The sequence below is a fragment of the Bradyrhizobium sp. USDA 4011 genome (genome assembly GCF_054063415.1).
This window is the reverse complement of record NZ_JBSSGG010000001.1, coordinates 788,451-814,428: the sequence shown is the minus strand read 5'-3', so window position 1 is coordinate 814,428 and position 25,978 is coordinate 788,451. Positions and strand designations below refer to the sequence as shown.

Here is a 25,978-nt window from a genome sequence, read left to right as displayed (position 1 = left end):
CCTGCTGGTCGGCAGCCTGTTCGGAAGCGTGACCGCGCAATGGAGCGAGCGCGAAGGCCTCTTGATGGCGGCCTTTGCGATCATGGCCGTGATCGTCTTCCTGCTGCTGAAGCGCCATGAAATCTCCGACGCGCGGCTCGCCACCGAACGCCGCAATCTCATGACCGCCGTGGACAACATTCCGCAGGGGCTCGTGCTCTACGATGCGTCGGCGCGCATCATCATCTGCAATCGTCCCTACATCGAGATGTTCGGGCTCTCGCCTGACGTGGCGAAGCCCGGCTGCACTATGCAGCGGCTGATCGCGCACCGGCAGGAGACCGGCTCGTTCGATGGCGACGTCGACGAATTCTGCGATGCCATCATCCGCAATGTGAAGCTCGGCAAGGCGACGCGTCAGCTGACCGAGGCGCCGGGCGGGCGCGCGATCGAGATCGTCAACAAGCCGCTGCCGGAGGGCGGATGGGTGGCGACCATCGAGGACATCACCGAGCGGACCCGCACCGAGAACAAGATCGCGCATATGGCGCACTATGACGCGCTTACCGATCTGCCCAACCGCCTGCTGTTCCGTCAGCGCCTCGAGCAGGCGCTGACGGCGATCGGACCCGGCGAACAGATCGCGGTCATGTATATCGACATCGACGAGTTCAAGAGCGTCAACGACGCGCTCGGCCATCAGATCGGCGACGAGCTGCTGAGGGCCATCGCCGAACGCCTGCGCTCCTGCGTCGGGGGGACCGATGTGGCGGCGCGGCTCGGCGGCGACGAGTTCGCGGTGATCCAGGCTGCGGTCCGCGATCAGACCGAGACCATGCAGCTGCTGGCCGCGATCTATCAAACCATCCGCCAGCCGATCGATTGCAGCGGGCACCTGATCACGACCGACGCCAGCATTGGCATCGCGGTCGCGCCCGCCGACGGCCTCGACCTCGATCAATTGCTGCGCAACGCCGACCTCGCGCTCTATGGCGCGAAGAGCGATGGACGCCGCACCTACCGGTTCTTCGAAGCCGGCATGGATGCGCGCGCCAAGGCGCGGCGCAGCCTCGAACTGGAATTGCGCCAGGCCATTGCCGACGGCAGCTTCGAGCTGCACTATCAGCCGCTGCTCCATCTCGAGGACGGCAAGGTCAGCTGCTGCGAGGCACTGGTGCGCTGGCGGCATCCCGAACGCGGCACCGTCTCGCCGGCAGATTTCATCCCGGTCGCCGAGGATACCGGCCTGATCAACGATCTCGGGCACTGGGTGCTCAACACCGCGTGCCGGGAAGCCGTGAACTGGCCGGATCACATCAACGTCGCGGTCAACGTGTCTCCGATCCAGTTCAAGAGTCAGACGCTGGCGCTGAACGTCGCCGCCGCGCTCGCGGCGTCGGGGCTCCCGCCCTCGCGGCTCGAGCTCGAGATCACCGAAGCCGTGCTGATCCGTGACGACGAGGCCGCGCTCGATACCCTGCATCAGCTGCGCGAGCTCGGCGTCCGGATCGCGCTCGACGATTTCGGCACCGGCTATTCGTCGCTGAGCTATCTGCAGCGCTTCCCCTTCGACAAGATCAAGATCGATCGCGCCTTCATCAAGGATCTCGCCGGGACCGGCGCGTCGTCCACGATCGTCCAGGCCGTCGTGAACATCGCCGCCGCGAGCGACATGACCACGACCGCGGAGGGCGTCGAGACAGAGCAGCAGCGCAACCTGCTTCGCGTCCTTGGTTGCACCGAGATGCAGGGCTATCTGTTCAGCCGTCCGGTGCCGGATGTCGAAATCCGCAAGCTGCTGTCGTCGCATCGCGAGAGGGCCGTCTCGGTCGCCTGATCGCCGGCCCCGGTCGCTTTCAATATGTGATTCCCGCCACGGAATGCGGCGCGAGCGCCGGCCATCTTGTTGTTACGCAACAAGAGGCCTCCGCCATGTACATTCTCGTGAATGCGCTCCTCGTTCTGGCAATCGCGTTCTTCTTCTTCCTGCCGATGACCGATCGCCGCACCGCGCGGATGAAGCTCTGCATGGTGTGCGCGCTCGCCATTGCGCTGACGGTGTCGGCGACCCTATCCCGGCCGCACGGTCCGGCCGCGAGGAGATCTTGCGGGCGGCGGATATTTTTCTTGAGAACGGCGTGCATATCGAAACCGGACCGCACAAGCATGCGATCCAGCAGACGTTCTTTCTTTACGTCTACGAGCCCGGCGGCAATCGCGTCGAGGTCGCCAATGCCGGAGTCCGCCTGATCCTCGCGCCGGACTGGAAGCCGATCGTGTGGACCGAGGAGGAGCGCAGGAAGGGGCAGGCCTGGGGGTTGAAGACGATCGAATCGTTCCACACCCACGGCACGCCGCCGGTGATCGGCCAGGTGCTCGACCGCCGCAAGCAAACTGACCCTCCGCGTCGATACGTCGCCTCGAACACGCGCGGTCGGGCGACAAATTGATGCGTAGCCGATATAATCCGCTTTGAGAGGGCGGGGGCTGCGTCGCGCGCGGCGCGTGAACGGTGAGAACAGGCACAATGGCTGGCAGGACGCTCAAGACGTCGGCAAAGAGCGCAACGAAGGGAGCTGCGAAGCGTGGGGCTGCAAAGCCGCGTCTGCTCGCAGGCGGCAATCCGCAGATCGCAAAGGGGTATGGTGATGCTCCGGTGCAAGCCTATATCGCGGCGATGCCGGGGTGGAAGCGCGACGTCGGACGCAAGCTTGACGCGCTCATCGTGCGGACCATCCCCGGCGTGCACAAGGCGGTGAAATGGAACTCGCCGCTCTACGGCGTCGAAGGCGATGGCTGGTTCCTCGGCATCCATGTCTTCACGCGCTATGTCAAAGTGGCATTCTTTCGCGGCGCATCGCTGCATCCGGTGCCGCCGGGCGAGTCCAAGCAGCAACACACGCGTTATCTCGATATTCATGAGAACGACGAGCTCGACGAAGCCCAGTTCACCGCCTGGGTGAAGCAAGCCAGTGAATTGCCCGGCGAACGGATGTGAGTGGCCACGCAGGTCAGGACCGGCGGGCAATGGCCACGCCGCGCCGTCGATGCAGCTCTGCGCGCGCGAGCGTTGCCTCGCCTCGGGTGTTTGGTGTTAGGCTGCGCTGAAGCACGATGAATCGTCATCGTGCTTCAGGTTGTTGTCCTAGCATGATCCTTTCGGAAAACCGCTTCGCACCTTTCCGGATCATGTTTGGTAACGTCGGAGGAAAACGTCGATGAGCGAACACACGACGGACAGGCGCGTGCGAGAGGCGTCTCGCAGGCGATTTCTTCAGGCGGGCGCAGCACTAGCCGGCGGTTCCGCGATCGCGGGAGTTGCCGGTTCTACCGCGCTTGCCGAACAGGGGAGTAATCTTCCGCCCAACGTGCCGGAATGGATGAAAGCGCCCGGCGATCCGATGGGAAGCCAGCCCTATGGCACGCCATCGGTGCACGAGAAGGGCGTCGTCAAGAACATCTCGAAGGCGCTGCCGCAATACATCTCCGCGTCGGGCCGCACGCCGTTGCAGGAGCTCGACGGCATCATCACGCCGAACGGGCTGTTCTACGAACGCCACCACGGCGGCGTGCCGACGATCGATCCGGCCGAGCACCGGCTGATGTTGCACGGCATGGTCGATCGCCCGCTGCTGTTCACGATGGAGGACATCCGCCGCTTTCCGTCGCAGTCGCGCATCCACTTCCTCGAGTGCTCCGGCAATCCGGTCTACACCAAGCCCTACGGCAAGACGGCCTCCGACCTCGTCGGCCTGCTGAGCTGCGCGGAATGGACCGGCGTGCCGCTGAAGACGGTGCTGGACGAAGCAGGCTTGCAGGCGGGCGCCAAATGGATCGTCGCCGAAGGCGCCGACGCAGCCGCATTGACGCGCTCGATCCCGATCGAGAAATGCCTCGACGACGCCATGCTGGTCTACAGCCAGAACGGCGAGCGGCTGCGTCCGCAGCAGGGCTATCCGCTGCGCCTGTTGCTGCCGGGCTTCGAGGGCAACATGAACGTGAAATGGCTGCGCCGGCTCAAGGTGGTCGCCGAGCCGGCCTATTCGCGCGAGGAGACCTCGAAATACACCGACCCGATGCCTGACGGAACGTCGCGCGAATTCACCTTCTACATGGAGGCCAAGTCGATCATCACGCGGCCGTCCGGCGGTCAGAAGCTGACCACGCACGGCTTTCACGAGATCACCGGGATAGCCTGGAGCGGCCACGGCAAGATCAAGAGCGTCGAGATCTCGCTCGACGAAGGCAAGAGCTGGCAACAGGCCGAGCTGCAGGCGCCGGTGCTGACGCGCGCGCTCACGCGCTTCCGCTTGCCCTGGCACTGGGACGGCACCCCCGCAGTGATCCAGAGCCGCGCCATTGACGAGACCGGCTACGTGCAGCCGACGCTGGCGGAATTGGTGGCGGTGCGCGGTCTCAACTCGTTCTACCATAACAACGCGATCTGGCCCTGGCGCATCGATGCGAATGGCGAGGTGACCAATGGCCAGGCGTAATCTGAAGACCGCCGCGCTGGTGAGCGCGATCGCGATGCTCGGCGTCGCCGTTCATGCCGAGGAGCGCTACGGCATCGGCCGCGAGGCGACGCCGGCGGAGATCGCCGGCTGGAACATCGACATCGGCCGTGACGGCGCGGCGTTGCCGCCGGGCAGCGGCAGCGTCGAGCGCGGCCGCGTCGTGTTCAGCGAGCAATGCGCGGCGTGCCATGGCGACAGCGGGCAGGGCGGCGTCGGTGATCGCCTGGTCGGCGGACAGGGCACGCTGGCGAGCCCAAAGCCGATCCGCACCGTCGGCAGCTACTGGCCCTATGCCTCGACCTTGTTCGACTATATCCGCCGCGCGATGCCGCAGAACGCGCCGCAATCGCTGAGCAATGAGGACGTCTACGCGGTGTCCGCCTACATCCTCAACCTCAACGGCATCGTCCCCGCCAATGTGGTGCTCGATGCGAAGTCGCTCGCCGCCGTCAAAATGCCGAACCGCGACGGGTTCGTCTCCGACCCGCGGCCCGACGTGCATAATCGGTGAAGCGCGGACCGGGTGGCCGTCGCGCGCCGCGGTCGTCGTGCCGCGGCGACGGCTGCCTCGCGGCATTGTGACCTGGTGGTCCCTGCATTGGGAGTTTGGCCGTCACCACATCAATTCTGGGCACAGGGACGGCGCTGCCGCCCTTGCGTACTTTCTTTGTTGAATTTCAATTGATGCATCGGAGAGGCCCTATGGCCGGACTCAAGGCCGTTGCAGCCGCTGTGCTGCTCGTGGGAATGACGTTCACGCCAGTCTCGGCCCAGATCTCGGAGCCGGCGCTTTTCGACGCGCAGAATCCGGGGCGTAGCGCGATCAACGGCGGCGCCCTGACGCCGTGGGGTGAGGCCCAGCAGGCGGCGCAACGTAGCGGCAACCCGGCGAATGCCTATGGGGCCATGCCGGCGGCGCCGTCCTCGTCTTGCGCACGCTACCATTCGTTCGTTCCTGCGTCCGGCACCTTCCTTGGCCGCGACGGTCGCCGCCATCCCTGCCAATAAGGCCCTGCGCCACGCTTTGCTATCGCTCTTGGCGGTGGATAAGCGCGTCGGCCGTCGCGCCGCGCCCGAACGCCCGGACGTCGGGCGCGTTATAGTCCGCAGATCGTGTCGGGCCGCGCCGGGCCCGAGCGGCGGAGGGCAGCTGGCGTGACAGACACCCTGGCCGGTTTCTGGGACCGAAAGTCGACCGCGGATCTGCTGCAGGAAGCGGCGCGTGCCGATGGCGACGCGGAGACGCCGGTCTTCAAGCGCTCGCTCTCGGCGTTGCAACTGGTGACGCTCGGTATCGGCGGCATCATCGGCGCCGGCATCTTCGTGCTGACGGGCCATGCGGCGGCCGCCAATGCCGGACCCGCCGTCACGCTTTCCTTCATGCTTGGTGCCGTCGCCTGCGCCTTCGCCGGCCTGTGCTACGCCGAGATGGCGTCGACCGTGCCGATCTGCGGCAGCGCGTATACTTACGCTTATGCCACGCTCGGCGAACTGATCGCCTGGATCATCGGCTGGGACCTGATCCTCGAATATGCGGTCGGCGCGATCGCGGTCTCGGTCGGATGGTCCGGCTATTTCGTCAGCTTGATGCGCGATTTCGGCATCAACCTGCCGCAGCAATTCACCTCGGCGCCGCTCGCCTACAACGCCAATACCGGTGCGTGGTCGTCGACCGGTGCGGTCATCAATGTCCCGGCGATGGGGATCATCGCTTTCGTCACCGCACTGCTCGTGGTCGGCATCCGCGAGTCCGCGCGCTTCACCAGCTTCGTCGTCGTGGTGAAGCTCGTCGTCATCGCATTGTTTCTCGCCACCGCAGCCTCCTCGGTATCGCTGGCGAACTGGGTGACGGCGGGCAATCCGGAAGGCGCGCTGATCCCGCCGAACGCCGGTCCCGGCGTATTCGGCTGGTCCGGCGTGGTCCGCGGCGCGGCGGTGGTGTTCTTCGCCTATATCGGCTTCGACGCGATCTCGACCGCGGCGCAGGAGGCGAAGACGCCGGAGCGCGACATGCCGATCGGCATTCTCGGCTCGCTCGTGATCTGCGCCGCGCTCTACGTCGCGGTCGGCTTCGTGCTGACCGGCATCGTACCGTACGACAAGCTCAGCGTGCCCGATCCGATCGCCGTCGGCATCGATGCCCTTGGCATCGGCTGGCTTGGTCCCTTCATCAAGCTCGGCATCCTGTTCGGGCTGACATCGGTGATCCTCATCATGCTGCTGGCGCAGCCGCGGATCTTCCGCGCCATGGCGCATGACGGGCTGCTGCCGGGTATCGCCGCAAGGATCCATCCGCGCTTCCAGACCCCTTATGTGTCGACCATCTTCGCCGGCAGCGTTGCTGCAATTCTCGGCGGGCTGTTGCCGATCGGGCTCGTCGGCGAACTGGTCTCGATCGGCACGCTGTTCGCATTCACCGTGGTCTCGATCGGAACGCTCGTGCTGCGTCTGCGCGATCCGGACTTGCCGCGTCCGTTCAAGGCACCGGCGATCTGGCTGGTGGCACCGGCTGCCGCGGGAACCTCGCTGTTCCTGATGGCCGGCCTGCCGCTCGACACCTGGATCAGGCTCGCGGTGTGGCTCGTGATCGGGCTTGTGATCTATGCCGCCTACGGCAGACGCCACAGCCGGCTGCGGGCGAGGGGTGGGGTGTAGTAAATCAAGCGCGGCGGCTCCGCGAAGAAGCTGTCGTCCCTGCGAAAGCAGGGACCCGTACGCCGCGGCGGGCGTTATGGATGGGATTCGTCATTCCAACGCGGAAAACCAATCAACATTCGTGGTTGGGTCCCTGCTTTCGCAGGGACGACAACGAATTTGTTGCGGCATTGAAAGTCAAACGTCCGCAGCCAAAGGTTCACTCGATCGCGTGCAACGCGCGGCGGATCGCTGCGAAGTTCGCCTCGATCTGGTCCTCGGTGATGACCAGGGGCGGTGAGATCATCAATGTATCGGCGGCGGCGCGGATCAGGATGCTATCGTCGTGGTAGCATCGCCGGGCGCATTCGGGACCGCGCATGCCGATCGCGCCGTTGTGCGGCTTCAGATCGATCGCGGCCGGGCAAGCCACGGCGCGCGTCGGGCTAACGGAAAGTCAAGGCCGATGCGGCGCGCGACGAGCCTATAGTGCGCGGGCGCGCGGCCTGCTACACTTGCTCGCTCCGATAGAAGGAACATACGCCGCACCCAAACGGCGCAATCGGGGGAACTCCAATGCGAAATCCACAAGCGGGCGCGCGATGGATGGTCGCGGCCATTGTCGCGATCGGCGTCACGACGTCAGCTCCTGGCCACGCGGCGTCGGTTGCGCCGGTCGCCGCCGAGAACGGCATGGTGGTATCCGCGCAGCATCTCGCGACGCAGGTCGGCATCGAGGTGCTGAAGCGGGGCGGCAACGCGGTCGACGCCGCCGTCGCGGTCGGTTACGCGCTGGCGGTGGCCTATCCCGCCGCCGGCAATCTCGGTGGCGGCGGCTTCATGACCATCCAGCTCGCCGACGGCCGCAAGACCTTCCTGGATTTCCGCGAGACGGCGCCGAGGGGCGCCACCGCCAACATGTATCTCGACAAGGACGGCAACGTGATTCCCGGCCTGTCGACCAAGGGGCATCTCGCCGTCGGCGTGCCCGGCTCGGTGGCCGGCATGGAATATGCGCGCGAGAAATACGGCACGATGAAGCGCGCGGACGTCATCGCGCCGGCGCTGCAACTCGCCGAGGACGGCTTCGTGCTGGACCAGGGCGACGTCAGCATGCTGCAGACCTCGACCAAGGATTTTGAGGGCGATCCGGCCTCGGCCGCGATCTTCCTCAACAACGGCAAGCCGTTCCAGGTCGGCGAGCGGCTGACGCAGCACGAGCTCGCCGAGACGCTGCGCGAGATCAGCAAGCGCGGCACCGACGGCTTCTACAAGGGCTGGGTGGGGGCGGCGATCGTCGCCTCGAGCCAGGCCGGCAAGGGCCTGCTCACGCAGGAGGATCTCGACAACTACAAGGTTCGCGAGCTCGCGCCGGTCGAATGCGACTATCGCGGCTACCACGTGGTCTCGGCGCCGCCGCCAAGCTCGGGTGGCGTGGTGATCTGCGAGATCCTGAACATCCTCGAGGGCTATCCGCTGAAGGAGCTCGGCTACCATTCCGCGCAGGCGGTGCACTACCAGATCGAGGCGATGCGCCACGCCTACGTTGATCGCAACAGCTATCTCGGCGACCCCGACTTCGTGAAGAATCCGCTCGAGCGTTTGCTCGACAAGAATTACGCCGCGAAGATCCGCGCCGTGATCGACCCGGCCAAGGCCGGCGTGTCCAAGGACATCAAGCCAGGCGTTCCGCCGCACGAGGGCAGCAACACCACGCACTATTCGATCGCCGACAAGGACGGCAACGCGGTGTCGGTGACCTACACGCTGAACGACTGGTTCGGCGCCAAGGTGACCGCGGCCAAGACCGGCGTGCTCCTGAACGACGAGATGGACGACTTCACCGCCAAGGTCGGCGTGCCGAACCTCTACGGCCTGGTGCAGGGGGAGGCCAATTCCATCGTCCCCGGCAAGCGTCCGCTGTCCTCGATGAGCCCGGCCATCGTCACCAGGGACGGCAAGCCGGTCATGGTGGTCGGGACTCCGGGCGGCAGCCGTATCATCACCGCCGTGCTGCTGACGATGATCAACGCCATCGACTACGGCATGGACGCGCAGGAAGCCGTGGACATGCCGCGCTTCCACCAGCAATGGCTCCCGGAGGCGACCAACCTCGAGGACTTCACGCTATCGCCGGACACCCGGAAGATTTTGGAAGGCATGGGCCACAAGTTCGGGCCGCCACAGCCTGCCAATCACCTGGCGGTCATCATCATCGGGGCGCCGTCGCTGGACGGCAAGCCGGTCGGCAACAACCGCTTCTATGGTGCAAACGATCCGCGCCGCAATTCGGGGCTTGCCGCCGGCTACTGACTGCCGTCGCGCGCTCGCGTGGGGACGGCCGGGCAGGGAGCAACGCGTGCAATACCGGTGGTGCGTCAGGCGACGGCCGTCGACCTGCCGTCGTCGTGTCCACTCGTGAGCAGCAGGCGCCGGCGGATCGCATCCTCGACCAGGGCCAGCGATTGCTTGGCTTCACGCGCCTCGGCTTCGGCGGCCTGGGCCCGGAACTCGGCGGCGTCGAGCTGCTCCTGCTGGGACTCGATACGCCGCCTGGCCTCCTCGAGTGCCCGGGACGCCTCCCTCAGCTTGCGCTCGGTGGCGGCGATGATTTCGAGCTGCGCCTGTTCGGCGGCCTCGGCGCGCGCCTCGCCGGCGCGGGCTCGGTCCTCGATGCTGCGGAACAGATCCGCTGCCTGATAGACGAGGTCCAGCGCTTCAGTGCCCATCGCCGATGCGGGAGGTCTCGGAAATCCGAGGACGTTCGGGTCGGCCGTAAAGGGCCGCCTAAATCCGCGCAGTGCCATGCGAACCAGCCCCCGCGAGTCGCGTGTATGGCAACAACTTGCGGTAGTCATGGTTAACAAACCATCAATCCTGTCGGCCGGCCGGCTTTGTCCACCGGTTTCTGACGACACAGCGCCTCGAACGGCAGCCGGGTAGTGCAAGCGCCCGGCGCGGCCTGCGGTTTTCTTTCGCAACCGGCTCGCCGCGCAAGCGCGGCGGTTGGTTGCTGGAATGCCGTCCGCCGAGTGCCCGGCGAATCGAGGGATGGAAGGCTGGGGGGCGATGCAGTCCAGCGGAGCGGCCGAACAGCGTGGAGGGGCTGATTTGGCTGCGCGCGCGAGCCGGGCTCTATGGCATAAGTTTGACGCCCGGCGCGCTTTAATTCTCCTGTGTTGAATTGCAGGTCCATGGTGCGACCGATATACCGGGCGGCCTAAGTGGCACGCAGCGCACTCAGAACGAGCGACGTATTCGCCACGGAAAATCTGGTCGATGAAATTTCTGTTGCGGTTCTTCGGGTTCCTGTTCACCGCAGGAACTATCCTGTTCCTGGCTGGTCTCGCCGCGGTCGCAGGGCTGTTCTGGCATTTTTCCAAGGACCTGCCCGACTATTCGCAGCTCCAGAACTACGAGCCGCCGGTGATGACCCGCGTGCACGCGGCTGATGGATCGCTGCTGGGCGAATTCGCCAAGGAACGCAGGCTCTATCTGCCGATCCAAGCCGTGCCGAAGCTCGTGATCAACGCCTTCCTCGCGGCCGAGGACAAGAATTTCTACGAGCACGGCGGCATCGACTATACCGGCATGGCGCGCGCGGGCGTCTCCTACATCCAGAACTTCGGTTCCAACCGCCGTCCGCAGGGTGCTTCCACGATCACCCAGCAGGTCGCCAAGAACTTCCTGTTGACCAACGAGGTGTCGTTCACCCGCAAGATCAAGGAAGCCCTGCTGGCGATGCGAATCGAGCGGGCCTATTCCAAGGACAAGATCCTCGAGCTCTATCTCAACGAAATCTACCTCGGCCTCGGTGCCTACGGCATCGCGGCGGCCTCGCTGGTCTATTTCGACAAGTCCGTCAACGAACTGACGATCTCGGAAGCGGCCTATCTGGCGGCGTTGCCGAAAATGCCGGCCAGCCTGCATCCGGTGCGCAACCGTGCGCGCGCCATCGAGCGGCGCAACTACGTGATCGACCGCTTGCAGGAGAACGGCTGGATCACCGCTGCGGATGCCGACAAGGCGCGCAAGGATCCGCTGACCGTCACCAACCGCAGCAACGGCGCGCACACCTTCGCCGGCGAATATTTCTCCGAAGAAGTCCGCCGCGACATCTTCGAGCGCTATGGCGAGAAGAAGCTCTATGAAGGCGGCCTTTCTGTCCGCACCACGCTCGATCCCAAGATCCAGGTGATGGCGCGCAAGGCCATGGTGGCGGGGCTCGTGAACTATGACGAGCAGCAGGGCTATCGCGGTGCGATCCAGAAGCTCGACCTGACCGGCGACTGGGGCGTGCCGCTCGCCGAGGTCAAGTCGCTCTCGGACATCTCGCCGTGGCGGATGGCGGTGGTGCTGGAGAGCAACGACCAGTCGGCGCGCATCGGCTTCCAGCCCGGCCGCGAGCTCGGCGGCGCCATCAGCAAGCAGCGCGAGACCGGCATCGTCACGCTGGAAGGTGTGCGATGGGCGAGGGCGTTGTCCGGCCCCTACAAAGGCAAGACGCCGACATCGGTGGCGCAGGTGTTGCAGCCCGGCGACGTCATCTACGCCGATCCGCTGTTCAAGGACGGCAAGGCCGTCGAGGGCCAGTACCGGCTGCGCCAGATCCCCGAATTGTCGGGCGCGATGGTGGCGATGGATCCGCACACCGGCCGCGTGCTCGCGATGGTCGGCGGCTTCTCGTTCGACCAGAGCCAGTTCAACCGGGCGACGCAGGCCTACCGGCAGCCCGGCTCGACCTTCAAGCCGATCGTCTATTCGACGGCGCTCGACAATGGCTACACCGGGTCGACGGTGATGATCGACGGGCCGATCGAAATCGACCAGGGGCAGGGCAACATTTGGCGGCCGGAAAACTTCTCCACCGGCAAGTATCAGGGCCAGGTCACGCTGCGCAACGCGCTCCGCCTGTCGCTCAACACCGTGACCGTGCGGCTGGCGCAGGAAATCGGCATGCCTGTGATCGGCGAGTATGCCAAGCGCTTCGGCGTCTATGACGAGTTGCCGAACTATCTCGCCTATGCGCTCGGCGCCGGCGAGACCACGGTGATGCGGATGGCCACGGCCTATTCGATGATCGCCAATGGCGGCGTCCGCGTGAAGCCGACCCTGATCGACCGCATCCAGGACCGCTACGGCCACACCATCTTCCGGCACGACCAGCGCGAATGTCGCGGCTGCGACGCGCCGGAAGGCTGGAAGAACCAGCCCGAGCCGCAACTCGTCGACCGCCGCGAAAGGGTGCTCGACGCGATGACCGCCTACCAGATCACCTCGCTGATGGAGGGCGTGATTCAGGCCGGTACCGGCACCGCGCTGAAAGACGTCGGCAAGCCGCTCGCCGGCAAGACCGGCACCTCGAACGAGGCCAAGGACCTCTGGTTCGTCGGCTTCTCGCCGGACCTCGTGGTCGGTCTCTATGTCGGCTACGACAAGCCGCGCTCGCTCGGCCGCAACGCGCAGGCCGGCCACACCGCGGCGCCGATCGCGCGCGACTTCCTGAAACTCGCGCTGGCCGACAAGCCCGCCACCCCGTTCAAGCAGCCGGTCGGCATCCGACTAGTCCTCGTCGATGCCAAGACCGGCCTGCGCGCCACGCCTGGTCAGAACCGCGGCGTGGTGCTCGAAGCCTTCAAGCCGGGCCAGGCGCCGCCGTTCTATGATCCGACATTGGTCGCCGGCACCGACGTGATCGACGGCACCCAGCAGCCGGGAATCTCACCGGACGCGGATCGCGCCGTGATGCGGTCGGGGACAGGCGGGCTGTATTGAGGCCCAACGGCAGGGCAATTCGCGGTTAGGATGATGCGGCGCTTTGTCAGAGCGCATCATGCCGCCGTGGTTGAACGTGCTGCGCGCGGCGCCGACCCAAATTAGAGTCCTCGACCGGAGAACCCCTGAAACGCGGCGTTTCCATTCGCGTCCGCGCGTGTGGGCGCGGTCCTTGGATGGGGGTGGCACGGCTGGATTGGTGCCATTGCGCTCGGCACCGTAGGATTTGGCCTTGGAGCGCTGCTTGCAGCCTGCCCCGAAGCGCTGCTTGAACTGCTCGCTGAAATGTAACGCCTCTGGCCGATGCTGATCGCTCCCTATCGGCCGCGATTTTCACGCCCATTCCACGCCATCAATGCTTGCCAAGCGTGGGACCAAGCGGGTAGAAGGTCGCACTCGCGCGGGCGCTGATTTGGCAGTCGAACCCGCTGTACCGAGATGTCCAGTCATCCAGCTAAGCTGTTGATACCACGGACAATTCTTGGGGAATGGTGTAACGGTAGCACAACAGACTCTGACTCTGTTTGTCTTGGTTCGAATCCAGGTTCCCCAGCCAATCTGCCTCGGTAGCGTGATCACCCTCCAAATCCTGACGACTTGCCGGGCGGACCTGCGCCTGAAGCGGGACCGCTCGTAGCGCGATGTGTGCCGTTACGTCATCGAGGGTGGATTAGCCCGGCGTGATCCACCATGGTCTCACGCCTGTGGTGCGGTCCTTTGCGAAAGAGGTTTAAGGTGATGGACGAAATTCTTTATGCCCGCGAGCCGTCGATCGGCGTCGACGAGTTCATCGAGGTGCTGCGCCAGTCGGGCCTCGGCGAGCGGCGGCCGCTGGCGGACACCGACCGCATGGCGCGTATGATCGCCAATGCGAACCTGATCGTGACGGCGCGGAAGGCGACCAGGCTCGTCGGCGTCTCGCGCGCGCTGACCGATTTCGCCTATTGCTGCTATTTGTCGGACCTTGCGGTCGATCGAGAATTTCAGGGGCACGGCATCGGCAAGCGCCTGATCGCGGAAACCCGGCGTCACGCCGGACCTGAATCGATGTGCCTGTTGCTGTCGGCGCCCGACTCGATCGGGTTCTACAAGACCATCGGCATGCCGCAGTCGGACAACGCGTTTCTTTACAAGCGCGAGCGATAGCGGCCGGCCCAAGCCTGCGGCGTGCTAAATCATCTCCGCCTTCAACAGCAGCGCGAGGCAATCGGCCAGCCGTTGCTCGATCTCCCTGTCGCGGAGCGAGAGCGGGCCGGGATCGTTGAGGATCGCGTTGACGAGCGTGCCCAGCACGACCTGGAAGCCAAAGGCGATGGCGCGGGTCTTCGCCGCCTTGCGACCTTTGCCCATCGCAGGCAGCAGGAGCGGGGTAGCGTGTTCGGTGGTCGCGCGCGCGAGGCCTTTGAATGCAGTCCACTTGTCCGGCCTGGTGTCGTCGTGCTGGAGCGCGGCGCGCAGCACGCCTTCATGGGCGCGGATCCAGCCGATGACGCCCGACACGAGGCGGCGGCAGAGTTCGTCGAGCGCGAGATTGCCGGCGGGACTGTCCATCCGGGCGAGGTGCCGCGCGCCGTCCTGAGCCGCCAGCGCGATCAGCGCGTTGAAGTAGGCTTCCTTGCTCTCGAAGCGGCTGTAGAAGGCGCCGACCGTGGCGCCGACCTTGCCGCACAAGGCCTCGATCGACAACTCCGCAAGGCTCCGCGTCCGCAACAGCTCGGCGCCTGCATCGAGCAGCGCCAGCGTCGTGTCGCGGCTGCGTTTCTGGCGCGACGGGGTGACGCCGGGAAGATCGAACTGGTCCGAAAGCCGCGGCATTTGCGCTTGCGTCTCCTGATTTTCATAATCATAATTCGGATTATCATTTGAAGCAATCCGGCCGCATCGTGCCGGAACGGGCGGCGGGGCAGCCGCGGCGAGGACAGGGAGAGCGCCATGAGCGAGCATCGGAAGCCGCCGTTCGGCGGCAGCATCGGCAAGACGGTTGCGACCTCGAAGCCGTGGTGGCCCGAGGCGCGTCAGCCGCCGGCCGGCGCGCCGAACATTCTGGTCGTCCTGTTCGACGATGTCGGCTTCTCCGATTTCGGCTGCTACGGCTCACCGATCCGGACGCCGACCATCGACCGGCTCGCCGCCGAGGGCCTGCGCTATAGCGGCTTCCACACCACCGCGATGTGCTCGACCACGCGTGCGGCGCTGCTCACCGGGCGCAACCATCATTCGGTCGGCGTCGGCTGCCTCGCCAATTTCGATTCCGGCTATCCCGGCTATCGCGGCAAGATCGCGCGCGAGGCGGGGACGCTTGCCGAGATGCTGCGGCAGCACGGCTATCGCAACTACATGGTCGGCAAGTGGCACGTCACGCCGCTCACCGAGAGCGGCGCCACCGGTCCGTTCGACGGCTGGCCGCTCGGCCGCGGCTTCGATCGCTTCTACGGCTTCCTCGACGCCGAGACCGATCAATATGCGCCGGAGCTCGTGTCGGACAACACCCAGATCGACCCGCCCGGGACTTATGAGAGCGGCTATCATCTGACGTCCGATCTGGTCGACCAGTCGATCCGCTTCATCGCCGATCACGTGGCCGATCGTCCCGATCCGCCGTGGCTGACCTGGCTTGCACTCGGCGCCTGCCACGCGCCGCATCAGGCGCCCGCCGATATCATCAAGAGCTATGACGCAACCTTTGCCCATGGCTGGGACGTCGAGCGCGCGCAGCGGATGGCGCGGCAGAAGGCGATGGGGTTGGTGCCGGAAGCCACCCAGATGCCGGCGCGAAACGACGGCGTGAAGGCGTGGGACGCGCATTCGGCCGACGAGCAGCGCGTCTTCACGCGGTTGCAGGCGGCCTATGCCGGCATGCTCGACCACGCCGACCGGCATCTGGCGCGGCTGATCGCTTTCCTCGACAAGGCCGGCATTCGCGACAACACGCTGGTCATCGTGATGTCCGACAATGGCGCGAGCCAGGAGGGCGGCCCGCTCGGCTTCGTCAACGCGATGGGACCGTACAACTTCCGGCCCGAGCCGCTGCCGGCGAAGTTGCAGCGGATCGACGACATCGGCGGGCCGGACACGCACTCCAATTTTCCGCACGGCTGGGCGATGGCCTCGAACACGCCACTGCGGCGCTACAAGCAGAACACCCATGGCGGCGGTATCCGCGATCCCTTCGTGATGAGCTGGCCGAAGCGCATCAGAGCCAAGGGCGAACTGCGTCATCAATTCGTTCACGCCTGCGACCTGACGCCGACGCTGCTCGATCTGATCGGAGTCGCAGCGCCGGCGGAGATCGCCGGCTGTCCGCAGATGCCGCTCGAAGGCGAGAGCTTCGCGCGGTCGATCGACGATGCCTCGGCGCCGCCGAAGTCATCGGCGCAGTATTTCGAGATGTTCGGCCATCGCGGTCTCTGGAAGGACGGCTGGAAGGCGGTGTCATTTCATCCCTCCGGCACGCCGTTCGAGAACGACACATGGGAGCTGTATCATCTCGATCAGGATTTCTCCGAGGTCGATGACCTCGCAGCGAAGGAACCCGAGCGTCTGGAGCAGATGACGAAACTGTGGTGGCGCGAGGCCGAGGCGCACAACGTGCTGCCGCTCGACGACCGTTTCGGGCCGCGCTTTGCCGAGAACGCGGCGCGCTTTCACGGCGCGCGGACGAAGTTCACCTTTCATGCCGGCATGGGGCACGTGCCGACCGATGTCGCACCTGATGTCCGCAGCCGCAGCTACACCATCGAGGCGCATGTCGAGATTGCCGGAGGCGCGAGCGGCGTGCTGATCGCGCATGGCGACGCCACCTCGGGCTACAGCCTCTACATCAAAGATGGCTTTCTGGTGCACGATCTGAATGTCGGCGGCGGCCATGAGCTCGTCACCTCCAGCCGCAAGGTGCCAGCGGGCGCGCAGCGGCTCGGTGTGCATGTCGAGCGGCTGCTGCGCAAGGAGCCGCCGGCCAAGGGCGCGCGGACCGGCGTCACCGAATACACGCTGACGATCGACGGTGAGCCGGTGGGATCGATGCAGACCCAGCTCGGCTTCCACAATTTCATCTCATGGTCCGGGCTCGACATCGGCCGCGATCGCGGCAGTCCGGTCTCGCACTACGCGGCGCCGTTCGAATTCACCGGCAAGCTGTTGCAGGTGACGGTCGTCATGCATGACGACCAGAAGCTCGATGGCGACGGCGTGGGAAATGCGCAGATGGCGCGGCAGTAGTCGATAGGTCACCGATGATGGCGCACGTCATTGCGAGGAGCGAAGCGACGAAGCAATCCATGTCTCTGTTATGCGGCGCGATGGATTGCTTCGCTCCGCTCGCAATGACGGGGAGCGTTCCGCGCTGCTACTTGATCTTGTCGTACACCGTCGCGAAGTCTGCGAGCGGCATCGGGATGCTGATGGTTTCCTTGCCGAGATTCTGGAACGACACTTTGAGCTGCTTGCCCGACTTCAGCTGGGCCAGGACGTCGGCCGCGATCGGCGCATTGACGTAGCAGCCGCGCGCCTCGCAGGTCTGGATCGGCACATCGACGGCCTTGCCGTCGTCGACCTGCAGCTTGGCGCCGACGGGCAGGTTCAGCCCGAGCGGAAGCTGGATCAGCGCAACCGGCGCGCGGGTGTCGCCGGGAACGCGGATATTGACCAGCACGATGAGCTGGCCGGTCTTGGTGAGCACCGCGCTCTGCTCCATCGCGCATTCGAGCGGTGCGTCGCGGCTCGCGCTGGTGCAGCGCGCGACCCAGCCGGTGTTGTTGGGAGCAGCGGCGTCGCCCTGCTGCGAAGCTGCGGGCGCCGCTGCCGGAACCGGCGCGGGCGCATTCTTGCCCTTGGGGGCCTCGGCGTAGCCAAGATCAGCCAGGCCGAACACGACGAACAGGACGAAGAGCGACTTTGCGACAATCTTCACGATACCGGCTCCGAAATGAACATCTTTCGGGTGTGCCGGTATGCGGGCAAAAGTCAAGTCACTCGGCGGCCTGCTTGACCGATCCATCCTCGCCATCGTCGGCGTCGTGGTCGGCGCGCGGCGAGCGGCCCCAGTTCGCAAACGCGTTGGAGAGCCGGTCGAGATAGAGATAAACCACGGGCGTCGTGAACAATGTCAGCGCCTGGCTGACGATCAGGCCGCCGACCATCGCGTAGCCGAGCGGCTGGCGGATTTCGGAGCCGGTGCCGGTTCCGAGCATCAGCGGCACGCCGCCGAGCATCGCGGCCATCGTCGTCATCATGATCGGACGGAAGCGGAGCAGGGCGGCCTGGCGGATCGCCGCCACCGGCTCCATGTGCTGATCGCGCTCGGCGGCGATCGCGAAGTCGACCATCATGATGCCGTTCTTCTTCACGATGCCGATCAGCAGGATGATGCCGATCAGCGCGATCAGCGAGAAGTCGAAGCCGGCCGCCATCAGGATTGCCAGTGCGCCGACGCCGGCCGAGGGCAGCGTCGACAGAATGGTGATCGGATGGATGTAGCTCTCGTAGAGAATGCCGAGGATCAGGTAGACGACCACGAGCGCCGCCAGGATCAGCAGCGGCACGGTGGATAGCGACTGCTGGAACGCCTGCGCGGTGCCCTGGAAGCTCGAGCTCAGGGTCGGCGGCGCGCCGAGCTCGACCATCGCCTTCTGCACCGCGTCCGTCGCCTGACCGAGCGCGACACCCTGCGCCAGGTTGAACGAGATGGTGATCGCCGGGAACTGGCCCTGGTGGCTGATCGACAGCGGCCGCACCGGAACGGTGGTCCATTTCGCAAAGGTCGACAGCGGCACCTGTTCGCCGGTCAGCGGCGACTTGATGTAGATGTTGTTCAGCGTGTCGACCGAGCCCTGCAGCTCCGGCAGCACCTCGAGGATGACATGGTAGCTGTTGAGCTGGGTGAAGTACTGCGTCACCTGGCGCTGGCCGAACGCGTCATAGAGCGTGTCGTCGATCAGCTGCGGCTGAATGCCGTACCGCGAGGCGGTGTCGCGGTTGATCTTCAGCTCGACCGTGGTGCCGTTGGTCTGCTGGTCGGTGGCGACGTCGCGCAGTTGCGGCAGCGTCTGCATCTTCGAGAGGATTTTCGGCGCCCACTGATTCAGTTCGGAGAGGTCGGCATCCTGCAGCGTGAACTCGAACTGGGTGCGGGTCGGGCGGCCGCCGAGGCGGACGTCCTGCGCGGCCTGCATGAACAGCCGGGCACCGAGCACCTTCTCCAGCTTCGGCCGCAGGCGGGCGATGATCTGCTGTGCGTTGGCATCGCGCTCGTTCAGCGGCTTGAGCGTGATGAACATGTTGCCGTTGTTACCGGCCCGGCCGCTGCCGCCGATCGCCATCGCCACCGTCGCCACGCCGGGATCCTGCATGACGATCTTGCTGAGCTCCTCCTGCTTCCCCTTCATCTCAGCGAACGAGATGTCCTGGCTGGCCTCCGAGGTCGCAGTGATCAGGCCGACGTCCTGCTGAGGGAAGAAGCCCTTCGGGATGATGACGAACATGTAGATCGACAGCGCCAGTGTCGCGAAGAAGATCATCAGGGTGGTGAACTTCCAGCGCAGCGCGAGGTCGAGCCCGCTCTGATAGCCGCGCAGCATTGCATCGAAGCCGCGCTCGCTGAGCTTGTAGAGACGACCGTGCCGTTCCTCATTGTGGGCGCGCAGGAAGCGCGAGGCCATCATCGGCGTCAGCGTCAGCGACACGAACATCGAGACGAAGATGGTCATCGCCAGCACGACCGCGAATTCGCGGAACAGGCGGCCGATGATGCCGCCCATCAGCAGCAGCGGAATCAGCACCGCTACCAGCGAGATGCTGATCGAGACGATGGTGAAGCCGATTTCCCTGGAACCCTTGAAGGCGGCGGCCATCGGCCTCTCGCCTTCCTCGATGTAGCGGCTGATGTTCTCCAGCATCACGATGGCGTCGTCGACCACGAAGCCGACCGCGATCGTCAGCGCCATCAGCGACAGGTTGTCAAGCGTATAGCCGAAGATCCACATCAGCGCGCAGGCACCCAGCAAAGCCAGTGGCACGGTCACGGCCGGGATGACGGTGGCCCAGAAGCTGCGCAGGAAGGCAAAGATCACCATCACGACCAGGAAGATGGTCAGCAGCAGGGTAAACTGGACGTCCTCCACCGCGGCGCGGATCGTGGTGGTGCGGTCGCTGATGACCTCGATCTTGACCGCCGGCGGAATGGCCGCGACCAGCCGGGGCAGCGCCGCCTTGATCTTGTCGACGGTGTCGATGACGTTGGCGCCGGGCTGCTTGAAGATGACGAGGAATACGCCGCGCTTTCCGTTGGCCCAGGCCGCCTGCTTGGCATCCTCGGGTCCGGTCACCGCCTGGCCGATGTCGCGGATGCGCAGCGGCCCGCCATTGCGGTAGGCGATGATGACGTCGTTCCACGGGTCTGCCGTGAGCAGCTGGTCGTTGGCATAGATGGTGTAGGCGCGAGTGGCCCCGTCGATATTGCCCTTCGGGCTGTCGACGGTTGCGATGTTGATCGCGGCGCGGACGTCCTCCAGCGACAGGCCCTTCGCGACCAGCTTGGCCGGGTCGATCTGGACACGAACCGATGGCTTCTGCTGGCCGCCGATGATGACCTGCGCGACGCCGGAAATCTGGCTGATCTGCTGGGCAAGCTGGGCGTCTACGGAATCGCTGACCGTGGTCAGCGGCAGCGTGTCCGATGTCGCCGACAGCAGCATGATCGGGGCGTCCGCCGGATTGACCTTCCGATAGGTCGGCGGCGAGGGAAGGTTCTTCGGCAACTGGCCGCTGGCGGCGTTGATGGCGGCCTGTACGTCGTTGGCGGCGCCGTCGATTGAGCGGTTGAGGTCGAACTGGATCGTGACCGACGCCGTGCCCAGATAGCTCGTCGAAGTCATTTGCGCGATGCCAGGAATCTGCGCGAACTGACGCTCCAGCGGCTGGGCGACCGAACTCGCCATGGTCTCCGGGCTGCCGCCCGGCAGCGTCGCGGTGATCTGGATGGTCGGGAAGTCGACTTGCGGCAGCGGCGCGACGGGCAGCAGTGGATAGGCGACGAGGCCGACGAACAGGATGCCGGCCATCAGCAGCGAGGTGCCGATGGGGAAGCGAATGAACGGTGCGGAAATTCCGTCGCTCATTCCTGCGTAACCTTCGACTGGGACTGGTCCGTGCTCGCCACCGCCGTCGTCACCAGGGTTCCCGGCGAGACCTTGTACTGGCCCGCCGTGATCACCTGCTGTCCCGGCGACAGGCCATCCTCGATCACCGACCTGCCGTCGATCGACTGGCTGACCTTGAGCTTGCGAAGCTCGGCCTTGTTGTACTGATTGACTGAATACGCGTACAGGCCTTCGGTGCCATGCTGCACTGCGTCATCCGGGACGACGGTGGCATCCTTCAAGGTTTTGACCAGAAGCCGGGTCGAAACCGACTGGCCCGGCCACAGGGCATGGTCCTTGTTATCAAACACCGCCTTCAGCCGCACAGTCCCGCTTGACGTGTCGACCTGATTGTTGATCAGCGCCAGGGTTCCGGTGGACAGCACCCGTTTGCCATCGGTGGTCAGGGCGATGGTCTTGGGCGGCGCAACGGCCAGTGCCGCCTTGATATCGGGCAGCTGGTCTTCCGGCGCGGTGAAGATCACCGTGATCGGCTCGATCTGGGTGATCGTCACGATGCCGGTCGCCGCCGAGGCATTGACGATGTTGCCGATATCGACCAGTCGCAGGCCGACGATGCCGTCGATCGGCGACTTCACGGTGGCGTAGTCGACCTGGGTCTGGGCATTGAAGATGGCAGCGTCGTCGGCCGCAAGCTGGGCCGTGAGCTGGGCCACGGTGGAGCGCTGGGTGTCGAGTTGCTGGCGCGTCGCGAACTCGCCAAGCTTGGTATAGCGCTGCAGGTCGAGATTGGCGTTGGCGATATTGGCCTCGTCCTGGGCCTTTTTGGCCTTGGCCTGGTCGAGGGTCGCCTGATAGGGCCGCGGATCGATCTCGACCAGCGTGTCGCCCGCCTTGACGAACTGGCCTTCCTTGAAGGCGATCCTGGTGATCTGGCCATCGACCCGGGTGCGGACCTGGACGGTGTTGAATGCCTGCACCGTCCCGAGGCCGGTCAAGTACACCGGGAAGTCGGCCTTCTCGACTGGCGCGATCTTGACCGGCACGGCCGGACGCTGGGCGGAACGCTTTTGCGCGGCTTCTGCCGCCAGCTGACTGTCCATGTGCTTCTGCCAGCCGAAATAACCGGCCCCACCGACCGCAGCGATCACTAAAACCCAACCGATGGTGCGTGACTTTGACATGCGGACTCTTGGGTTCGATGTAACAATAAAGGGTGATCGAAACGGTTCACAGAGCTTGCGGATATAATATGCGTGCACTTAATGTGTAAACACACCAAGGCTTGAGAATCCTAAACATTCGGAAAGGTTTAGGTTGGAAACGAGCAGAAATATTCCGTCTGGGAAACCCACCGAGGACCCTATGTCGCTCGATCTCAAACGCCAGTTCATTGCGCAACTCGTCGAGAGTTCGAGGCTGCTGCGCAACTATATCGATCATCGCGCCAAGGCGCGAGGCACCACGCGGGCCCGATGGATCGTGCTGTTCCGCCTGCGCGAGCAGGAAGGACTGTCCCAGGTCGACCTTGCCGACGTGCTCGAGTTGCAGCCGATCTCGCTGGTGCGGCTGCTTGACCGCCTCGTCGAACATGGCCTGCTCGAACGCCGTCCCGATCCCCGGGATCGCCGCGCCAATCGGCTGTTCCTGACGAAGAGCGGGCGCCGCCTCGTCGACGATCTCGACAGTCTGCGCGATGCGATCGCCGGCGACGTGCTCCGTGACGTATCGGACAAACATGTCGAGAGCGGCCTCGCCACACTGCGCGAGGTCAAGGATCGCATCAAGGCGCTCGGCGAGGATGCCGCGCACATCGCCTCGAAATAGCGCGAGCCGCGACGCGACCTGCTCTCCATCCATTCACCTGATGCAATTTGCGCGACGCGGTTGAAACGTCGCGGGATGTCGTTCATATCGCGCAGCGACGATGCGACAGGATGAGGGTAGCGATGGATGAATTGAACGGACGCATGATGGCATGCCAGATCCTGGTCACGGGGTTAATCGCGCGCGTCGCCAACGAGCAGCGTGACCCGCTGCGCTTTCTCACCGACTTCCGCGACGAGATCAAAGCGGTCGTCAACGGCGTCAACATCGCCGGCCTCGAGAACAGCGACCGCGTGCGGCAAGTCGCGCAGCGGACCATCGACGAGCTGTTCTCGCTGATGAAGCCACCAAGCGCCGAATGATCGGCGAGGCATCTCGGCACCGATTTAGAACCATTATTAGAACGCTTAAAAACTCAAGTTTAGAACGGTTTCAAACCACAGATTAGAATCGCTTTGAATTGGGGCGATTCAAGCAGACTGTGGCGCTGATCGCATTGATAAACAAAGGCGCGCTCGATAACCGAAAGAGACAGTTCGTCGCACGGTGATTTCGCGAACGGACTCGCTTTTTGGGGCGTGCATGAAATGAGCAATGTGAAGGCGCCGAGATCGCTGCGCTTCGATGCGGCGATCGGTTCGGCTGATGATACCGGTTATTCCGCCACGAAGGTCTCCGCTGTCGCCAGCCTGATCGCGGTGGCGTCGTTTTCGGGAGCTGAGGCGCAGCAATCCAGCCTGCCGCCGGTGAATGTCGATGCTCCGGTCGCGCGCCCGCGGCATGTCACGTCAAAGCCCACGTCGGACCAGGTCCGCGCCCGCAACGCTCTGCGCCGCGCCGCGCGCCGCAGCAATCAGCAGGCCCAGCAGGCGCCGGTGCCGTTTCCCAAACGCCGGCGGTCTTCCCGCTGACCGCGACCGCTACGCGGATCCGGCCGCGCCGTACAAGGGCGACCGTTTGCAGGCATCGGGAAAGTATCCCGAGCCGATCCTGAACACGCCGAAGTCGGTCACGGTGCTGACCAAGGACGTGCTCGAAGACAAGAACGCCACCTCGCTGAAATCGGCGATTCTGTCGACGGCCGGCGTCACGCTCGGCACCGGCGAGGGCGGCAATGCCTTCGGCGACCGCTTCTTCATTCGCGGTTTCGACGCGCGCAACGATATCTTCATCGACGGCGTGCGCGATGCCGGCGTCAGCGTCCGCGAGAACTTCTTCACCGAGCAGGTCGAGATCCTGCGCGGACCGGGTTCGTCCTTTGCCGGCCGCGGCACCACCGGCGGCGCGATCAATATCGTCACCAAGCAGGCGACGACGGAGAACAGCTTCTACAACATGGACACCTCGTTCGGCACCGATCGCACCAAGCGGGTGACGCTCGATGTCAACCAGGTGATCAGCCCGACGCTGGCGATCCGCGCCGGCGGCCTGTTCCAGGATGCCGGCGTCGCCGGCCGCAGCTATGTCACCGACAATCGCGATGGTGCGTTCGTCGCCGGCACGTGGAAGCCGGTCGATGCAGTCAAGATCACCGGCAACTACATCCATACCGAGCTCACCGGGATCCCGGACTTTGGCGTCCCTTACTACCGGCCGAGCACCGCGAGCACAGCCGGCGGCCCGTTCCCGGACTTCGGCGTCAACCGCAATAATTTCTACGGCTTCGTCAACCGCGACTTCTTCAGGACCGGGCAGGACATCGGCACGATCAATGCCGAGGTGCAGATCACGCCGGACCTGACGATCAGCAACAAGATCCGGGAATCGCGTTCGACCCAGAACTACATCGGCACGCTGCCGGAATCGCCGACGCTGGCCGCCGGCGCTCCGTTCACGAGCTATACGCTCACGACCAACCCGCAAAGCCGCTATCAGGTCACCGACGTGTTCGCCAACCAGACCGAGGCGACCTACAAGTCGGTCGACGGTCTTGGGTTCAAGCACACCACGACGGCCGGCGTCGAATACGACAACGAGCGGTCTTCGATCGACAGCTACACTGGCCTGGCCTCGGAGATCACGACCGGCACATCGGCCTTCACGGGGGGCGGCTCGCTCTCCGGAGTCAGCGTCTTCAACCCGGTCAATACAAATCAGCCGTTCGGAATCCCGTCGCTCATGGGACGACCGACCAAGATCGGTATCGACACCGTGAGCGGATACGTGATGGATTCCGCCAATTACAACGACTTCGTCATCCTCAATGGCGGCGTCCGTTACGACGACTACAAGATCAACACGTCCGCGTTCGCGACGAATGGCACGCTCGGTCAGCAGTCGGCCGAATTCGGGATGCCAAACTTCAACGTAGGTCTCACGTTGAAGCCGCTGCCGAATGGCAGCGTCTATGCGGCGTATGCGACCTCGTCCAACCCTGTCGGCGCCGAGTTCGACGGCACCAGCACCGCCTATGGCGGCATCAATCCGGTTCTCAGCGGCGGCAACAACCAGATCTTCGGGCCGGAGAACAACAAGGCCATCGAAGTCGGCACTAAATGGGAGCTGTTCGACCGCCATTTGCTGGTGACGGCAGCGTTGTTCCAGACCGAGAAGGAAAACGCCCGCGAGGCGCAGAACGTCAACAGCACCACCGCAGCCGCGGCGATCCCGGGCTGCGTTTATCCGGCCGGAACAACCGGCAACGTGTCCTGCATCACCGCAGGTGCTGCTTATCGCATTCGCGGTATCGATCTCGGCGTCGGCGGCAAGATCACCGACAAGTGGAGCGTGTTCGGCGGCCTCGTGCTGATGCAGTCGGAAGTGACGAAGTCGTTGGCACCGCCGGCCAACACGATCCTGTATTCGAGCAATGTCGGACTGCCGCTCGCCAACGTCGCGCATCAGTCGTTCAGCATGTTGACGAAATATCAGCTCACCGACATGTGGGAGCTGGGCGGGCAGGCGGTGTATCGCTCGAAGGTCTATGGCGGCACGCTGCTCGCGGCGAACCAGGGCACGTCGATCCCGAGCTACTGGCGCTTCGACGCCTTTGCCGAGGCCAAGATCGACAAGCACTGGACCATGAAGCTGTTCGTCAACAACATCTTCAACAAACGCTACTACGACGCATTGTACCAGAGCGCAGCCCCGTTCGTGCTCGAAGCGCCGGGACGCGCTGCGTATCTGGTTGTGTCTGCGCGTTACTGACGG

17 protein-coding genes, 1 tRNA gene and 3 pseudogenes are annotated in these 25,978 nt (G+C 64.7%); 15 read left to right on the top strand and 6 right to left on the bottom strand.

Translation table 11 applies throughout. The annotated features are described in order from the left end of the window. Positions 1-40: 40 nt before the first annotated feature. The 7 genes and pseudogenes from ACVW1C_RS04080 to ACVW1C_RS04050 form a co-directional block, all read left to right on the top strand. Positions 41-1,816 (top strand): annotated as a pseudogene (locus ACVW1C_RS04080) (putative bifunctional diguanylate cyclase/phosphodiesterase); the annotation flags it as partial. Positions 1,817-2,060: 244 nt separating this feature from the next. Further along, positions 2,061-2,342, top strand: a pseudogene (locus ACVW1C_RS04075) (VOC family protein); the annotation flags it as partial. Between the two features lie 164 nt (positions 2,343-2,506). Continuing rightward, positions 2,507-2,977 carry a DUF1801 domain-containing protein gene (locus ACVW1C_RS04070; protein WP_456757282.1) on the top strand — a complete coding sequence of 157 codons (471 nt, stop codon included), beginning with the start codon at positions 2,507-2,509 and terminating at the stop codon, positions 2,975-2,977. Positions 2,978-3,197: 220 nt separating this feature from the next. Continuing rightward, on the top strand, positions 3,198-4,475 hold the full coding sequence (gene soxC, locus ACVW1C_RS04065) for a sulfite dehydrogenase (RefSeq protein WP_456757281.1): 1,278 nt from the start codon (positions 3,198-3,200) through the stop codon (positions 4,473-4,475). 34 nt (positions 4,476-4,509) lie between these two features. Continuing rightward, positions 4,510-5,007, top strand: a complete 498-nt coding sequence (locus ACVW1C_RS04060) for a c-type cytochrome (RefSeq protein WP_456762992.1) — start codon at positions 4,510-4,512, stop codon at positions 5,005-5,007. 191 nt (positions 5,008-5,198) lie between these two features. After that, positions 5,199-5,504 carry a BA14K family protein gene (locus tag ACVW1C_RS04055; RefSeq protein ID WP_456757280.1) on the top strand — a complete coding sequence of 102 codons (306 nt, stop codon included), beginning with the start codon at positions 5,199-5,201 and terminating at the stop codon, positions 5,502-5,504. A 159-nt stretch (positions 5,505-5,663) separates the two neighbouring features. Beyond that, positions 5,664-7,151 carry an amino acid permease gene (locus tag ACVW1C_RS04050; protein WP_456762991.1) on the top strand — a complete coding sequence of 496 codons (1,488 nt, stop codon included), beginning with the start codon at positions 5,664-5,666 and terminating at the stop codon, positions 7,149-7,151. 199 nt (positions 7,152-7,350) lie between these two features. Here the strand turns inward: ACVW1C_RS04050 and ACVW1C_RS04045 are convergent, their stop codons facing one another. Beyond that, entirely contained in the window at positions 7,351-7,563 is a 213-nt protein-coding gene (locus ACVW1C_RS04045) for a hypothetical protein (RefSeq protein ID WP_456757279.1), read from the bottom strand. A gap of 173 nt (positions 7,564-7,736) precedes the next feature. On the opposite strand from ACVW1C_RS04045, the gene ggt reads away from it, so the two are divergent. Further along, entirely contained in the window at positions 7,737-9,443 is a 1,707-nt protein-coding gene (gene ggt, locus ACVW1C_RS04040) for a gamma-glutamyltransferase (RefSeq protein ID WP_456757278.1), read from the top strand. Positions 9,444-9,508: 65 nt separating this feature from the next. Here ggt and ACVW1C_RS04035 read toward each other — a convergent pair whose 3' ends face one another. After that, on the bottom strand, positions 9,509-9,937 hold the full coding sequence (locus ACVW1C_RS04035) for a hypothetical protein (RefSeq protein ID WP_456757277.1): 429 nt from the start codon (positions 9,935-9,937) through the stop codon (positions 9,509-9,511). Positions 9,938-10,409: 472 nt separating this feature from the next. Between ACVW1C_RS04035 and ACVW1C_RS04030 the strand changes: the two genes are divergently transcribed. From ACVW1C_RS04030 to ACVW1C_RS04020, 3 genes are all read left to right on the top strand, one after another. After that, positions 10,410-12,905 (top strand): penicillin-binding protein 1A, encoded by a 2,496-nt coding sequence (locus tag ACVW1C_RS04030; RefSeq protein ID WP_456757276.1) that lies wholly within the window; start codon positions 10,410-10,412, stop codon positions 12,903-12,905. Positions 12,906-13,387: 482 nt separating this feature from the next. Beyond that, positions 13,388-13,461, top strand: a tRNA-Gln gene (locus tag ACVW1C_RS04025). A gap of 182 nt (positions 13,462-13,643) precedes the next feature. Beyond that, positions 13,644-14,051, top strand: coding sequence for a GNAT family N-acetyltransferase (locus tag ACVW1C_RS04020; protein WP_456757275.1), 408 nt, complete (start codon positions 13,644-13,646; stop codon positions 14,049-14,051). A 24-nt stretch (positions 14,052-14,075) separates the two neighbouring features. Here ACVW1C_RS04020 and ACVW1C_RS04015 read toward each other — a convergent pair whose 3' ends face one another. Then, complete coding sequence (locus ACVW1C_RS04015; RefSeq protein WP_456757274.1) at positions 14,076-14,720, bottom strand: TetR/AcrR family transcriptional regulator; 645 nt, start codon at positions 14,718-14,720, stop codon at positions 14,076-14,078. A gap of 117 nt (positions 14,721-14,837) precedes the next feature. On the opposite strand from ACVW1C_RS04015, the gene ACVW1C_RS04010 reads away from it, so the two are divergent. Beyond that, positions 14,838-17,123 (top strand): arylsulfatase, encoded by a 2,286-nt coding sequence (locus tag ACVW1C_RS04010; RefSeq protein ID WP_456757273.1) that lies wholly within the window; start codon positions 14,838-14,840, stop codon positions 17,121-17,123. A gap of 127 nt (positions 17,124-17,250) precedes the next feature. Here the strand turns inward: ACVW1C_RS04010 and ACVW1C_RS04005 are convergent, their stop codons facing one another. From ACVW1C_RS04005 to ACVW1C_RS03995, 3 genes are read right to left on the bottom strand one after another with little or no spacing between them, the layout of a single operon-like run. After that, positions 17,251-17,814 carry an invasion associated locus B family protein gene (locus ACVW1C_RS04005; RefSeq protein ID WP_456757272.1) on the bottom strand — a complete coding sequence of 188 codons (564 nt, stop codon included), beginning with the start codon at positions 17,812-17,814 and terminating at the stop codon, positions 17,251-17,253. Between the two features lie 58 nt (positions 17,815-17,872). Next, positions 17,873-21,019, bottom strand: a complete 3,147-nt coding sequence (locus ACVW1C_RS04000) for a multidrug efflux RND transporter permease subunit (RefSeq protein WP_456757271.1) — start codon at positions 21,017-21,019, stop codon at positions 17,873-17,875. Continuing rightward, a complete protein-coding gene (locus ACVW1C_RS03995; protein WP_456757270.1) occupies positions 21,016-22,185 on the bottom strand; it encodes an efflux RND transporter periplasmic adaptor subunit in 1,170 nt (389 codons plus the stop codon). Before ACVW1C_RS03995 ends, ACVW1C_RS04000 begins: the two co-directional genes overlap by 4 nt. A gap of 181 nt (positions 22,186-22,366) precedes the next feature. On the opposite strand from ACVW1C_RS03995, the gene ACVW1C_RS03990 reads away from it, so the two are divergent. The 3 genes and pseudogenes from ACVW1C_RS03990 to ACVW1C_RS03980 all read left to right on the top strand — a co-directional run bounded on the left by ACVW1C_RS03990 (position 22,367) and on the right by ACVW1C_RS03980 (position 25,975). Continuing rightward, positions 22,367-22,828, top strand: coding sequence for a MarR family winged helix-turn-helix transcriptional regulator (locus tag ACVW1C_RS03990; RefSeq protein ID WP_456757269.1), 462 nt, complete (start codon positions 22,367-22,369; stop codon positions 22,826-22,828). A gap of 122 nt (positions 22,829-22,950) precedes the next feature. Next, on the top strand, positions 22,951-23,190 hold the full coding sequence (locus ACVW1C_RS03985) for a hypothetical protein (protein ID WP_028344615.1): 240 nt from the start codon (positions 22,951-22,953) through the stop codon (positions 23,188-23,190). 225 nt (positions 23,191-23,415) lie between these two features. Beyond that, positions 23,416-25,975: pseudogene (locus ACVW1C_RS03980) on the top strand (TonB-dependent receptor). Positions 25,976-25,978 lie beyond the last annotated feature (3 nt).